We start from the raw sequence: 14,325 nt of genomic DNA on the forward strand, positions 1-14,325 counted from the left end.
CGGTGTGGCTCACTGCGTCCTCCTGCGGCATGGTCGCTCGACCGCCAACAGCGAAGGGGTCCTCGCTGGCTGGACCGACGGCGTGCACCTCGACGAGGCCGGCCGTCGGCAGGCGGCCGACGTGGCCGACCGACTGGCACACCTCCCCTTCGCCCGGGTCGTCACCAGCCCCCTGCTCCGGTGCCGGGAGACAGCCCGGCCGCTCGCAGAGGCCCTGGGCGTGACCCCGGAGGTCCATGACGGGCTGGGGGAGGCCCGGTACGGCGCGTGGACCGGTCGAGCACTGAGCGAGCTCGCGAAGGAGGACCTCTGGCAGACCGTGCAGCGGCGGCCGAGCGAGGCGGTCTTCCCGGAGTCCGAGGAGTACCCGCACGAGTCGATCCTGCAGATGGCGCAGCGGGCGGTCGCTGCCGTGAGAGCCATCGACGCCGAGGTGGAGGCGCAGAGCGGACCCGGCGCGATCTGGCTCGCGGTGAGCCACGGCGACATCATCAAGTCGGTGCTCGCCGACGCGGCGGCGACGCCCCTGGACGAGTTCCAACGCTACGTCGTCGACCCGGCCTCGGTGAGCGTTGTGCGCTACGCGCCGGAGCGAGCCTTCGTGCTGCGGGTCAACGACTCCGGGCCCCTCGCGGCGCCGAAGGAACCGCCCGCCGAGACCCCCGGCAGCGATGCCGCCGTCGGCGGGGGAGCGGGCTAGGGTCGCGACTATGAGCCTGATCGAGTACGACCCTCCGACGCGGTTCGTCGTGGGCACCGTCGGGGAGCCGGGCGCGAGGACCTTCTTCCTCCAGGCGAGCGACGAGGCCCGGCGCACCCAGGTGTCGGTCGAGAAGGTCCACGTGACCGTCCTCGCCGAGCGGATCGAGGAGCTGTTGGACCAGCTCGCCGACGCCGACGCCGGGGTCCTGGCGGCTGTCGGCTCGGCCGACAACGCGCCGCTGGACACCCCGATCGAGGAGGAGTACCGGGTCCAGGCACTCTCGCTCGCCTGGGACGAGGGCCGACGGGTCATCGTCATCGAGTGTCACGACCACGACCCCGACGAGGTCAGCGACACCGCTGCCCTCACCTCGGCGGACACCAACTCGCTGCGAGTCGTCCTCTCGCCCTCGCAGGCGCGTGCCTTCGCCCGCCGGTGCACCACTGTGGCGTCCGCGGGCCGACCGTCCTGTCCCTTCTGCGGTGGACCGCTGGACCCCTCGGGCCACATCTGCCCGCGGGCGAACGGGTACCGGCGCTGACCCCTGACGCGGCCGCGGGCCGGCTCGAGCACCACCTCCACGGTGGCGAGATTCACCTGCTCGGCGCGCACCCCGAGGCCAGCAACGTCGTGCTCGTCGCCGAGGTCGAGCAAGGCGGTGAGCGGGTCCTCGCCGCGTACAAGCCGGTTCGTGGCGAACGCCCGTTGTGGGACTTCCCGGACGGATCTCTGGCCGCGCGTGAGCGCGCGTGCTACCTGCTCTCTCGGGCCGCAGGCTTCGATAGCGTCCCGGTGACCGTGCTGCGCTCCGGCCCGCTCGGCCCCGGGTCAGTGCAGCGCTGGGTCGGGTCGGTCGAGGGTGGGCCCTCTCCGGTGGATGTCTCCGCGCCCGAGGAAGTCCCGGCCGGCCACCTCGTGGTCCTCGCCGGCGAGGACGAGCTCGGCCGCCCGGTGGTCGTGCACCACGCCGACACCGCGTCGCTGCGCTCCCTTGCGGTGCTCGACGCGGTGCTGAACAGCTCGGACCGCAAGGGCAGCCACGTCCTCCTCGAGGACGACCGCGCGGTGGCGATCGACAACGCGGTGAGCCTGCACACCGAGCCCAAGCTGCGCACGGTGCTGTGGGGGTGGGCAGGTCAGCCGCTGCAGGACCACGACCGGGAGCGGGTGATCCGCCTCGAGCGCGCGCTGGCCGAGGACCGAGCCCTGACCGACGAGCTCGACGAGCTGCTCACCGTGCCCGAGGTGGCCGCCCTGCGGGATCGGGTCGAGGCGCTCCAAAGGGACGGGGTACACCCGCTCCCGGGTGGGGACTGGCCCGCCATCCCGTGGCCCCCGGTCTGACCAGGCAGCGCGGGCGCCCGCCGTGCTCCTGCTCCCCGGCAGACCCGTAGGCTGCCGCCGTGAAGTCATGGACCGCCCCTGCCGTGCCCGACCTGCCCGGCGTCGGGCAGGTACCCGTGCTGTACGACACGGTGCGCGCCTCGCGCGAGACTGTGGTGACCGTCGACGGCGTCGCCCGGATCTACGTCTGCGGCGTCACGCCGTACGACACCACTCACATGGGTCACGCGGCCACCTACGTGACCTTCGACCTGCTGCACCGGGCCCTGCTCGATGCAGACGTGCCCGTCAGGTACGTGCAGAACGTCACCGACATCGACGACCCGCTGCTCGAGCGGGCCGCGCGCGACGGGGTCGACTGGCAGGACCTCGCCGCCGAGCAGACCAGCCTCTTCACCGAGGACATGGCGGCCCTGCGGGTCGTGCCGCCCGACGCCTACGTCGGCGTGGTCGAGTCGATGGAGCAGATCGTGGCGGTCCTCGCCTCGATCCGGGACGCCGGCCTGGCCTACACCGTCGCCGAAGGGGGCGCGGTGGACACCTATCTCGACCTCGCCCAGGTCATCGCGCCCGGGGACCTCAGCCGCTCCTGCCACCTCGACCACGACACGATGCTCACGCTCTCGGGCGAGCGCGGGGGCGACCCGGACCGGGCCGGCAAGCGCGGCCCGCTCGACCCGATGCTCTGGCGAGGGCGAAGGGAGGGTGAGCCGTCCTGGGAAGGGGGGCCTTTGGGTCCCGGTCGGCCGGGCTGGCACATCGAGTGCACGGCTATCGCCATGCACCACCTCGGCGAGCAGGTCTCGGTGCAGGCAGGTGGTTCAGACCTCGCCTTCCCCCACCACCCGATGACCGCGATCCAGGCACTGGCCGCGACCGGGCTGGAGAGCTTCGCGCACCACACGAGCCACCAGGCCATGGTGGGCCTCGACGGCGAGAAGATGAGCAAGTCCAAGGGCAACCTCGTGCGCGTGAGCGACCTGCGCCGCGAGGGAGTGGACCCGATGGCCGTGCGCCTCGTCCTGCTCGACCATCACTACCGCACCGAGTGGTCGTGGACCGACGAGGCGATGGGCGTCGCCGACGAGCGACTCCGGCGGTGGCGGTCGGCGACTGAGCGGGCCGCAGGTCCCGCCGTCGAGGAGACCCTCGCCGCGGTTCGCCTCGCCCTGGCCGACGACCTCGACAGCGCCGCAGCCTTGCGTGCCGTCGACCGGTGGTGCGACGCCGCTGGGGAGGACCCAGCGGCACCAGGAGCGGTCGCCGACCTCGTCGACGCCCTGCTCGGCATCCGCCTGCACGAGGACGCGGACGAGGCTTCTCAGCCGTCGCTCTGATCCTCGGGTCGGCGGCGCAGGTATCGCTCGAACTCCCGAGCGATGGCGTCGCCGGTCGCCTCGGGCAGGTCGGCGGTGTCCTGGGCCTCCTCGAGCACCTCGACGTACTCACGGATCTCGTCGTCCTGCTCAGCGGCCTCGTTCACCCCCCGCTCCCAGGCCTGCCCGTCCTCCTCGAGGGTGCCGTGCGGTAGTCCGCTGTCGAGGATCCGCTCCAGCCCGCGGATCAGGGCGAAGGTCGCCTTGGGCGAGGGCACGTGACCCGCGTAGTGGGGGATCCCTGCCCACAGCGAGATCGAGGCGAGACCCGCCTGCCGGGTCGCGTCGGCGACGACACCGACGATGCCCGTCGGCCCTTCGTAGGTCGAGGCCTCCAGGTCGAAGCGGGCGATCGTTCGCTCGTCGTCGCTGGTCGCCGTCACCGGGATCGGGCGGGTGTGCGCGACATCGGCGAGCAGCGCCCCGATGCTCACGACGGTCTGCACCCCGAGCTTGTCGGCGATCTGCAGGATCTCCTCGGCGAAGGAGCGCCACCGGAAGGACGGCTCGATCCCGATGACCAGCACGACGTCGCGGTCCAGCTCGTCCGGGGAGGCGATGAGCACCCGGGTGGTCCGCCAGTCGATCCGCCGTGACCCCGGTCGCCCCTGCACCACGGGGCGGGTGACCTGGAAGTCGTAGTAGTCCTCGGGGTCGAGCGCGGCCACGGTGTCGGCCTCCCACTCCTGCGCCAGGTGCAGCAGGGTCGACGTCGCCGCCTCGCCGGCGTCGTTCCACCCCTCGAAGGCCAGGACCATGACCGGGTCGTGCAGCTCCGGGATCTCCTGCAGCTCGATCACGTGGCTCCTTCCTCTTGCGTGGATCGCGCCCGCGCTGCGGCGCGGGACGTCGATCAGCCTACGGGGAGGAGGTGGCTACAGTTGGCCGACGTGACCGGCCGTCCCCTCTCTACCGATCCTCGGCTGCCCGACGCCGTCCTGTGGGACATGGACGGCACCCTCGTCGACACCGAGCCCTACTGGATCAGCGCCGAGCACGCCCTCGTGGAGCGCTTCGGCGGGACGTGGACCGACGAGCTGGCCCACCAGCTCGTCGGCAACCCGCTCCTGGTGAGCGCAGACTTCATCATCGCCAACAGCCCGGTCACCCTGACCCCGCACGAGGTGGTCCACGTGCTCATGGGGTCGGTCGTGGACCAGGTCCGCGAGCACGTGCCGTGGCGACCCGGTGCGGCGGAGCTGCTCGCCGAGGGCAGCCGGCTCGGCGTACCCGCCGTCCTGGTGACGATGTCCTGGCAGCCGCTGGCCAGGGCGGTCGTCGACGCCGCGCCTCCTGGGTCCTTCGCCCACCTCGTGACCGGCGACGAGGTCACCCACGGCAAGCCGCACCCCGAGCCCTATCTCACCGCGGCCGATCTGCTCGCCGCGCCGCCCGAGCGCTGCCTGGCGATCGAGGACAGCCCCACCGGAGTCCGCTCCGCGGTCGCCGCCGGAGTGCCCACGATCGCTGTGCCGCACGTCGTGCCGATCCCCGACGTCCCTGGCGCGGCGCGAATCCGCACCCTCGACGGGGCCTCGCTCAGCGAGCTGGCGCAACGTGCTCGCTCGGCGTCATCCCCGCCCCGGGAGAGCTGACCCGGGCCTGGGCCTCCGTCACCAGCTCCTCGTCGGACCGCCGGCCGGTCCTGCAGATCACGTTGATGCTCCTATTGGTTGTCAAGCGGCGGTGAGCCATTCGCGGTAGGCGGTGGCGAGGGTGTCGTCGCGTCGTGTGCCTCTTTCGAGGGTGGAGATGTGGGCGGGCCAGACGTTGAAGTGCTGGGCTGCTTGGGTCAGGGTGATGTTCTTGGCCTGCCGCAGGGGTCGGAGGTCGTCGATGGCGGGCACGGTGATGGTGCGGGTCAGGTACTTGAAGATTTCTCGGGCGATCGCTCGTTTGAGGCGGCGGAGGATCTCGCGGCTGGAGCGTCCTTTGTCGCGTTGGCGTTGGACGTAGGCGCGGGTGGGGTCGTGGCTGGACATGCGGACCAGGGCGATGCGGTGCAGTGCGTTGTTCGCGGCTCGGTCCCCGCCGCGTGAGAGCCGGTGGCGCTGGGTGCGCCCGGAGGATGCGGGTACGGGCGCGGTTCCGCATAGCGCGGCGAAGGATGCCTCGTTGTGGAGCCGGTCGGGGTTGGCCCCGGCGGTGATGAGCAGTTGGGCCGCGGTGTCGGGACCGACGCCGTGGGCGGCTAGGAGCCCGGGGTTGAGGGACTCGGCGACGACCTGGATGTCGTGCTCGAGGTCGCGGGCCTGCTGGTCGAGGAAGGCGTGCCGGTGCGCGAGGTCTTTCAAGGCGCGCAGCACGGCCCCGCCGACGAGATCGGTTCGGTCGGGTCGGCACCGTGCCAGGGCCTGGACCAGGCGGGGGATGCTCAGGGTCCGGTACTTCTCCCGGACATGGTCTGGGGCGGTGATCAGCAGCTGCTGGATCTGGTGGATGGTCGCAGTGCGCGCCTTGACCGCGGAACGGCGGGCAACGTGCAGGGCTCGCAGGCCGAGGATCTTCTCGTCCTTGGGCGCCGAGGTCGCTCGTCCGCTCAGGACCGCGCGGGCTGCGTGGTAGGCGTCGATCGGGTCGGACTTGCCCTGCCGGCGGCGCACGGTCTTGTCCGGTCGCAGGACCTCGAGGACCTCCAGCCCCGCCGCGGCGCAGGTACGGGCGATCCCGGCGCCGTAGGAGCTGGTGCCCTCGATCCCGACCCGGGCGATGCGACCGTGCTGATGCAAGAAGTCGGTCGCTGCTCGATACCCGGCCGGGGTCGTCGGGAACTGCTCGTCGGCGACCTCGCGGCCTAGGAGGGTGATCACGGCGACGTGGATGGTATCGGTGTGGGTGTCGATGCCCCCGACGATGTCTTCGCTGTCGATGGACTCGGGTGCTGGTGCCATGCTGGTCGTGCCCCTTTCGGCTTCGTTCGACTGGGTCGACGTCGGCCGTGGCGGACAGACAGGACACTGGTGAGGAACCGCCAAGCTCTTATCAGGTCATGACCGCCGCGGCCGGCGGCAAGCCCGAGGGGCCGGACAGATCAACTGGAAGGCAACCCAGCAGGGAGCCAGTCAGTGGGCGAGTCACGACCCCTCGGGCCCAGATTCCATCATCAGTGTCGGTGGTCGGTCGTAGCGTTGTTGTCATGACATCGACGTCCACCATCGAGACGGTTCAGCAGGGGCTCCTCGACCTGCAGTCCGGCGATGTGGATGCCTTGCGTGACCTGGCGATCGGCGACCTCGCGCTGGCACTGGACAGCATGAGCGACGAGACGCTGCAGACGATGACGCGAGAGCGGGCCGAGGTGGTCGTCGCCGCCACGCAGCGGGTGATGAACGCGATGAGCGTCATCCAGGCTGAGGCGTTGACGACCTTCGCCGACGAGACCCACCACCGGATGGAGCAGCGCGAGGCGCAGCGCCGGGCCGAATTCGAGGAGAGACGAGACGCCGCCGCAGCACGCGGGGTCAGCTTCCGCGAGCGGTGGCACCCGATCCCTGGAGCCGAGAGCTTCGCCGCCGCCGAGCTGGCACCGCTGCTGCACGTCTCGCCGCGCACCATGAGCACGCGGCTGTCCCGCGCGCGTCGCCTCGTGAGTCACCTCCCCGCCTTCCGGCGGCTGGGGCGAGCGGGCGACCTCGAGCCCTGGCGAGCCCACGCGGTCGTCCGCGCCAGCGAGCTCCTCGAGGTTGCGGACCTCGCCGAGTTCGAGGCGCGGGTCACGGCCGTCGATGTCCGCGAGCTGTCCTGCTCCGAGATCGGTCGGCGGGCGCGCCGAGCAGCGGCGGTTACCGATCCACGAGGGATCGAGGAGGTCGCCGAGCGAGCACGTGCGAGGCGGAGCGTGAGCTGCGCCCCGGACCGTGACCTGCCCGGTCTGACGACCTGGCAGGTCCGGATGCCCTCCGACATCGCGGCGAGGGCCTGGCGAGCAGTCGACGACCTCGCCCGGGAATACCACGCGGCTCGCCGAGACGCGGGAGACGCGGTGACCCTCGACCAGGCGCGTGCCGACGCCCTCGCCGATCTCGTCCTCGCCCGGGCCGACATCACCACGACGCTCGACCTCGTCGTCCCGCTCGCCGCGCTCGTCGCGGCGGGGACAGATCGCGACGGCGCCGGCGCCACTCCCGCCCACGCCACAGCTCAGGGCGAGCCGGCTGCGGGAGTCTTCCGGCCCGCCCACCAACTGGCGCCGTCCGAGATCCTCCGTCGGGACGGGTGCTCCGACCCGCTCGTCCTGAGCTGGGTCGACGGCACAGAGCTGCACGCAGCCTCGGTGGTCGAGTCGGAGGTCGCGCTTCAGCTCGGGGCACACCTCGAGGTCCTCGGCAACCCCCACCTCCGGCCGGCGCCGCCACCTGACCCGCTGCCGCCACCTGACTCGGTGGAGACCGGGTCGCCCGGCAGCGACCCACCCGAGAGCACACCCTGGTTCGTCCCGGGCCTCGTCGACGCCGGACGGATCGGCGAGCTGCTCCCGTCAGACATCTCGCGCATGCTCGCCGACCCCGATACCCGCATCCGGCTCCTGGGCTCGCATCCCACCACCGGCGCAGCAGTGGGCGACGCGACGGCCGCCTATCGTCCGGGCAAGACCCTCTCCAGACGGGTCCGCAGGCGCGACGGTACGTGCCGTTTCCCGGGCTGCGGCGCACCGGCCGCGCGCACCCAGCTCGACCATGTCGAGCCCTACCCCCGTGGCGCCACCAGCGAGCACAACCTGGTCTGCCTGTGCGCCGCCCATCACGGCTTCAAGCACCACGCCGGCTGGCGCCTCACGATGACCCCAGACGGCGTGTGCACGTGGACCTCGCCTACCGGGCGGCAGCACACCACCCACCCGGCAGTGGTGCATGACCTCGCCACCTGACCCGTCAAGGCCCGCCCGCCGACATGATCAGGGGGTGTAGCCCAGGTTGGGCGCAAGCCACCGCTCGGCCTCTGCCAGCGTCCAGCCCTTGCGCCGGGCATAGTCCTCGACCTGGTCCCGGCCGAGCCGCCCGACGACGAAGTACTGGCTCTGCGGGTGCGCGAAGTACCACCCGGACACGGACGCGCCGGGCCACATCGCCATCGACTCGGTGAGCTTGATCCCCAGGTCGTCCACCCCGAGCAGGTCCCAGATCTTGCTCTTCTCGGTGTGCTCGGGGCAGGCGGGGTAGCCCGGGGCGGGGCGGATGCCCTGGTACCGCTCGCCGATGAGATCCTCATTGGCCATCGACTCCTCAGGGGCGTACCCCCACAGCTCGGTGCGCACCAGCTCATGCAGCCGCTCGGCGAAGGCCTCGGCGAAGCGGTCGGCGAGAGACTCCAGCAGGATCGCGCTGTAGTCGTCGTGCTCGAGCTTGAAGGCGTCGATCCGGTCCTGGACGCCGAGCCCGGCGGTGACCGCGAAGGCCCCGACGTAGTCCGCCAGCCCGGTCTCCTTCGGTGCGACATAGTCCGCGAGCGACCGGTTGGGTACCCCTGGGCGGTGCTGGCCCTGCTGGCGCAGCATCGTCAAGGTCTCCCGCACCGACGCACGGCTCTCGTCGGTGTAGATCTCGATGTCGTCGCCCACCGCGTTCGCCGGGAAGAGGCCGATGACGCCGTTCGCGGTGATCCACCGCTCGTCGATGATCCGGTCGAGCATCACCTGCGCGTCCTCGTAGAGCCTGCGGGCTGCCCCGCCGGTCGCCGGGCTGTGCAGGATGTCCGGGAAGGAGCCCTTCATCTCCCAGGCGTTGAAGAACGGCTGCCAGTCGATGTACTCCCGCAGCGTCGCCAGGTCGTACTCGCGCAGCTCGATGCGCTGGGGGCGGGCGACGTCCAGGTGACCCAGAGCCGCCTGCTCGTCCCAGTCGATCGGTGTCCGGGCCGCCCGCGCGTCCTCCAGCGTGAGGAGCGGCCGGTCCCCGGACTTGGCCGCGTGACGGCGGCGCAGCCCCTCGTAGTCGCTGCTCGTCTGCTCCAGCAGCGCGGGCCGAGCGGTGTCGGACAACAGCTGGGAGACGACCGGCACCGAGCGTGAGGCATCCTTGACCCAGATGACCGGGCCGTCGTACTGCCCGTCGACCTTCACCGCGGTGTGCGCCTTGGAGGTGGTGGCACCCCCGAGGAGCAGCGGCTGGTCAAAGCCCTGACGCTGCATCTCCGAGGCCACGGTGACCATCTCGTCCAGCGACGGGGTGATCAGGCCGGAGAGCCCGATGATGTCGGCGCCCCTGCTGCGTGCCTCGTCGAGGATCTGCTGCGCCGGCACCATCACCCCGAGGTCGACCACCTCGTAGTTGTTGCACTGCAGCACCACGCCGACGATGTTCTTGCCGATGTCGTGGACGTCGCCCTTGACCGTGGCCATGACGACCAGCCCCTTGGACCGGGACGCCTCCTCGGGGCTCTTCTCGGCCTCGATGAAGGGGATGAGGTGGGCGACGGCCTTCTTCATCACCCGGGCGGACTTCACCACCTGGGGGAGGAACATCTTGCCCGAGCCGAAGAGGTCGCCGACGACGTCCATCCCCGCCATGAGAGGTCCCTCGATCACCTCGATCGGGCGACGTCCCTCCCCTTCGAGCTCGAGCCGCAGCGCCTCGGTGTCCTCGACGACGTGGTCGTCGATGCCCTTGACCAGGGCGTGCGTGATCCGCTCGCGAAGGGGGAGCGAGCGCCATTCCTCCGAGGCTGCCTCGGCCTTCTGACCGTCGGCGCGGTACTCCTCGGCGATCTCGAGCAGCCGCTCGGTGGCGTCGGCGCGGCGGTTGAGCACGACGTCCTCGATCCGCTCCCGCAGCTCTGGGTCGATCGAGTCGTAGGGCACGAGCGCTCCGGCGTTGACGATTCCCATGTCCATGCCCGCCTGGGCGGCGTGGAAGAGAAAGACCGCGTGGATCGCCTCCCGGACGGCGTTGTTGCCGCGGAAGGAGAACGAGACGTTGGAGACGCCGCCGGACACCAGGACGTGCTCAAGGTTGTCCTTGATCCACCGGGTCGCCTCGATGAAGTCGGTGCCGTAGGCGGCGTGCTCCTCGATCCCGGTCGCGACGGCGAAGATGTTGGGGTCGAAGATGATGTCCTCGGCGGGGAAGCCGACCTCCTCGCGCAGGATCCGGTAGGCGCGCTCGGCGATCTCGACCCGGCGTGCGAAGTCGTCGGCCTGCCCCTGCTCGTCGAACCCCATGATCACCACGGCAGCGCCGTACTTGCGGCACAGGCGAGCCTGCTCGACGAAGGGGGTGACCCCCTCCTTCATCGAGATCGAGTTGACGATGCACTTGCCCTGCGCGCGCTGCAGCCCGGCCTCGATGACCTCCCACTTGCTCGAGTCGATCATCAACGGCACGCGGCAGATGTCGGGCTCGGAGGAGACGAGGTTGACGAAGCGGCTCATCGCCTCGAGGCCGTCGAGCATCCCTTCGTCCATGTTGATGTCGATGACCTGGGCGCCGCTCTCGACCTGCTGTCGAGCGACGGACAGGGCGGCGGGGTAGTCGTCGGCCTCGATGAGCTTGCGGAACCGCGCGGAGCCGGTGACGTTGGTGCGCTCACCGACGTTGACGAAGAGCGAGAAGTCGGTGATGTTGAAGGGCTCGAGACCGGAGAGGCGCAGCGCCGGCTCCACGGTCGGGGGGACCCGCGGCGGGAGACCCTCGACCGCCTCGGCGATCGCCCGGATGTGCTCGGGAGTGGTCCCGCAGCAGCCGCCGAGGATGTTGACCAGCCCCGAGGAGGCGAACTCGGTGACCACCCCCGACATGTGCTCGGCTGTCTCGTCGTACTCCCCGAAGGCGTTCGGCAGGCCGGCGTTGGGGTAGACGGAGACGAAGGTGTCGGCCACCCGCGACAGCTCGGCGACGTAGGGGCGCATGTCCTCGGCGCCGAGCGCGCAGTTCAGCCCGACCGCCAAGGGGCGGGTGTGGCGCACCGAGTTCCAGAACGCCTCGGTGGTCTGCCCGGTCAGGGTCCTGCCCGACGCGTCGGTGATCGTGCCGGAGATGATGACCGGCCAGCGCCGCCCGTGCTCCTCGAAGAGGGTCTCCAGGGCGAAGATGCACGCCTTGGCGTTCAGGGTGTCGAAGATCGTCTCGACGAGGAGGAGGTCGCTGCCGCCGTCGACGAGCCCTCGCGCCTGCTCGAGGTACGCCTCGGCAAGCTCGGTGAAGGTGATGTTGCGCGCGCCGGGGTCGTTGACGTCGGGGCTGATCGACGCCGTCCGGTTCGTCGGGCCGAGGGCACCGGCGACGTAGCGGGGCCGGTCGGGGGTCGACCAGGCATCGCACGCCTGCCGTGCGACACGCGCCCCGGCGAGGTTGATCTCGTACGCGACGTCCTCAAGGTCGTAGTCGGCCATCGAGATGCGCTGGGCGCTGAAGGTGTTGGTCTCGACGATGTCGGCGCCGGCCTCCAGGTAGGCCTCGTGGATCTCCCGGATCACCTCGGGGGCGGTGAGGCACAGCAGGTCGTTGTTGCCCATGAGGTCGCTCGGCCAGTCGGCGAAGCGCTCCCCCCGGAAGTCGGCCTCGGAGAGGCCGCGGTTCTGGATGAACACCCCCATCGACCCGTCCAGCATGACCACGCGCTCCCGGAGCAGCGCGGTGAGCTCGTCGGTGGCGTCGGGCCGGTGAGCGGGCGAGGGCACGTCGGCGGTTGTCCTTGCAGATCGAGGGGGGTAGGGACCGCGCCATTATCGCCTAGGGTTCCACGCATGCCCGCACCCCCCGAGCACACCCCGTCGGGGCTGCGCCTGGCCACGATCGGCAGCATCCCGATCTACATCGGGTCCTCGTGGTTCCTCCTCGCGGCGATCATCGTCGCGCTCATCGGCCCCCAGATCGCCGCGAGCAACCCCGACCTCGGGGCCGCGGCCTACGCGGTGGCGCTCGCCCACGCCCTCGGGTTGCTCGTCGCGGTGCTCGTGCACGAGGCGTCGCACGCCGGGGTGGCCCGCCTCTTCGGGCACACCGTGCACGCCGTCGTCGCGGACCTCTGGGGCGGGCACACCACCTACGACCCGACGAAGGGCAGGCCGGGCAGCGCCGCCGCGATCGCTGGCGTCGGGCCGCTGAGCAACGGGATCCTCGGGTTCGTCGCCTTCCTCCTGCTGCCCGTGGTCCCCGCGGGTATCCCCTCAAGCCTCGTCGGCGCCTTCGCGCTGGTCAACGGCCTGCTCGCGCTCTTCAACCTCCTGCCCGGTCTACCCCTCGACGGCGGTCAGCTCGTCGAGGCGCTGGTGTGGAAGATCACCGGCACCCGCCACACCGGCCGGGTGGTCGCCGGGTGGTGCGGCCGCGTCGTCGCCGGGCTCGTCGTGCTCTGGGCCGTGCTGCCGCTGCTGTCGGGGGAGGGCCTGGACCCGTTCCGGGTCATCTGGGTGCTCCTCATCGCCGCCTTCCTCTGGCGCGGCGCCTCCGCGGCGGTGCAGGCGGGAGAGTCGCTGGGCGTGCTGGCACGGATCGACCCGGACAGCGTCATCCGCCCCGCCGTGGCGGTCCACGAGCGCTCGGTCGTGGCCGACGTCTCACGCCACGACGAGCACGCCTGGGTGCCGGTGGTGATCGACAACGGCGGTCGACCGACGGCGATGATCAGCGGCGCCGCCCTGGACTCCGTCCCCGCCGCCGAGCGGGCGCGCACGCCGGTGGCAGCGGTCATGGCGCCCCAGCCGCCCGAGTGGGTCGTGGCCCTCGACGGGGAGCGCTCGGACCAGGTGCGCGCTCTCGTCCAGGCCTTCCAGGAGCACGACCTGGCGGTGCTCGCCGTGACCCGGGGTGGCCGGATGGTCGGGGTGGTCTCGGTGCACGAGCTCGGCGACGCCCTGCGCCGGGCGCAGGGTCAGCCCGGCCGCGCCCGACCGTAGACTCCTGCCCCATGACTGCGACCGGATCTGCCTACCGCCGTGGCCCGTTCCGTGAGGGTGACCGCGTGCAGCTGACCGACCCCAAGGGTCGGATGCACACGATCACCCTCACCCCGGGCAAGCAGTTCCACACCCACCGCGGGCACATCACCCACGACGAGATCCTCGGCTCGCCCGATGGCTCGACCTTCACCAACACCGCCGGGGTGGAGTACCTCGCCCTGCGTCCGCTCCTCTCCGACTACGTCATGTCGATGCCGCGCGGCGCCGCCGTCGTCTACCCCAAGGACGCCGGTCAGATCGTCGCGATGGCCGACATCTTCCCCGGCGCCACAGTCGTCGAGGCCGGCGTCGGGTCGGGGGCGCTGTCGATGTCGCTGCTCCGCGCGGTCGGGGAGAGCGGGCGGGTCATCTCCTTCGAGCGGCGCGCCGACTTCGCCGAGATCGCCGTCGCCAACGCGCGCGCCTTCTTCGGCGAGGACCACCCCGCCTGGACCGTGGCCGTGGGAGACCTCGTCGAGGCTCTGCCGCAGGAGGTCGAGGCGGGCACCGTCGACCGGGTCGTCCTCGACATGCTCGCGCCCTGGGAGTGCCTCGAGGTCGTCGCCGACGCGCTCGCGCCCGGCGGGGTGCTCATCTGCTACGTCGCCACCGCGACGCAGCTGAGCAAGGTCGCCGAGGAGCTGCGCGTGAGCGAGCAGTTCACCGAGCCCGAGGCCTGGGAGGCCATCGTGCGCGGCTGGCACCTCGAGGGGCTCGCGGTCCGCCCGCAGCACCGGATGCACGGTCACACCGGCTTCCTCATCTCGACCCGCCGGCTCGCGCCGGGCACGACACCCCCCCTTCGCAAGCGTCGCCCGGGCCGCGGGTACGCCGAGCAGGACGGCGAAGGGGGAGCTGCCGGCGGCGTCCAGGACGCCGCCAGCGTCCTGCGCCCGGAGCACCAGGAGTGGAGCCAGGAGGCGCTCGGTGAGCGCCAGGCCTCGCCGAAGAAGATCCGCAAGCTCGTCCGAGGCGTGGTGCCCCCGCAGGAGCGCTGAGCCTCGTGGGCGAGGATGGCAGGGACCGAG

General features: G+C 71.4%; 11 protein-coding genes. 8 read left to right on the top strand and 3 right to left on the bottom strand.

Going from position 1 to position 14,325, the window contains the following annotated elements; all coding sequences use genetic code 11:
• Positions 1-4 precede the first annotated feature (4 nt).
• From FB557_RS12815 to mshC, 4 genes are read left to right on the top strand one after another with little or no spacing between them, the layout of a single operon-like run.
• A complete protein-coding gene (locus FB557_RS12815; RefSeq protein WP_144858029.1) occupies positions 5-700 on the top strand; it encodes an MSMEG_4193 family putative phosphomutase in 696 nt (231 codons plus the stop codon).
• A gap of 10 nt (positions 701-710) precedes the next feature.
• Positions 711-1,244, top strand: coding sequence for a DUF3090 domain-containing protein (locus FB557_RS12820; RefSeq protein WP_144858030.1), 534 nt, complete (start codon positions 711-713; stop codon positions 1,242-1,244).
• Positions 1,241-2,047: an SCO1664 family protein gene (locus FB557_RS12825; protein ID WP_144858206.1), complete on the top strand. Its 807-nt coding sequence runs from the start codon at positions 1,241-1,243 to the stop codon at positions 2,045-2,047. Before FB557_RS12820 ends, FB557_RS12825 begins: the two co-directional genes overlap by 4 nt.
• A 59-nt stretch (positions 2,048-2,106) precedes the next feature.
• Positions 2,107-3,384 (top strand): cysteine--1-D-myo-inosityl 2-amino-2-deoxy-alpha-D-glucopyranoside ligase, encoded by a 1,278-nt coding sequence (gene mshC / locus FB557_RS12830; protein WP_144858031.1) that lies wholly within the window; start codon positions 2,107-2,109, stop codon positions 3,382-3,384.
• Here mshC and FB557_RS12835 read toward each other — a convergent pair.
• On the bottom strand, positions 3,369-4,223 hold the full coding sequence (locus FB557_RS12835; RefSeq protein WP_144858032.1) for a PAC2 family protein: 855 nt from the start codon (positions 4,221-4,223) through the stop codon (positions 3,369-3,371). The genes mshC and FB557_RS12835 overlap by 16 nt on opposite strands.
• 90 nt (positions 4,224-4,313) lie before the next feature.
• Here FB557_RS12835 and FB557_RS12840 point away from each other — a divergent pair, with 90 nt between their 5' ends.
• Positions 4,314-5,018: an HAD family hydrolase gene (locus tag FB557_RS12840; protein WP_281290070.1), complete on the top strand. Its 705-nt coding sequence runs from the start codon at positions 4,314-4,316 to the stop codon at positions 5,016-5,018.
• Between the two features lie 81 nt (positions 5,019-5,099).
• On the opposite strand, the gene FB557_RS12845 is transcribed toward FB557_RS12840, so the two are convergent.
• On the bottom strand, positions 5,100-6,314 hold the full coding sequence (locus FB557_RS12845) for an IS110 family RNA-guided transposase (protein WP_144858033.1): 1,215 nt from the start codon (positions 6,312-6,314) through the stop codon (positions 5,100-5,102).
• Positions 6,315-6,559: 245 nt separating this feature from the next.
• Here FB557_RS12845 and FB557_RS12850 point away from each other — a divergent pair, with 245 nt between their 5' ends.
• Positions 6,560-8,290, top strand: coding sequence for an HNH endonuclease signature motif containing protein (locus tag FB557_RS12850; RefSeq protein ID WP_144858034.1), 1,731 nt, complete (start codon positions 6,560-6,562; stop codon positions 8,288-8,290).
• Between the two features lie 27 nt (positions 8,291-8,317).
• Here FB557_RS12850 and metH read toward each other — a convergent pair whose 3' ends face one another.
• On the bottom strand, positions 8,318-12,037 hold the full coding sequence (gene metH, locus FB557_RS12855) for a methionine synthase (RefSeq protein WP_425462989.1): 3,720 nt from the start codon (positions 12,035-12,037) through the stop codon (positions 8,318-8,320).
• A 66-nt stretch (positions 12,038-12,103) separates the two neighbouring features.
• Between metH and FB557_RS12860 the strand changes: the two genes are divergently transcribed.
• Together FB557_RS12860 and FB557_RS12865 are read left to right on the top strand one after the other, a co-directional pair.
• On the top strand, positions 12,104-13,255 hold the full coding sequence (locus FB557_RS12860; RefSeq protein ID WP_144858035.1) for a site-2 protease family protein: 1,152 nt from the start codon (positions 12,104-12,106) through the stop codon (positions 13,253-13,255).
• 11 nt (positions 13,256-13,266) lie between these two features.
• Positions 13,267-14,295 (top strand): tRNA (adenine-N1)-methyltransferase, encoded by a 1,029-nt coding sequence (locus tag FB557_RS12865; RefSeq protein WP_144858036.1) that lies wholly within the window; start codon positions 13,267-13,269, stop codon positions 14,293-14,295.
• The last annotated feature ends 30 nt before the right edge of the window (positions 14,296-14,325 follow it).

It is taken from the genome of Marihabitans asiaticum (genome assembly GCF_007828725.1).
In the GTDB taxonomy this organism is placed as follows: Bacteria; Actinomycetota; Actinomycetes; order Actinomycetales; family Dermatophilaceae; genus Marihabitans; species Marihabitans asiaticum.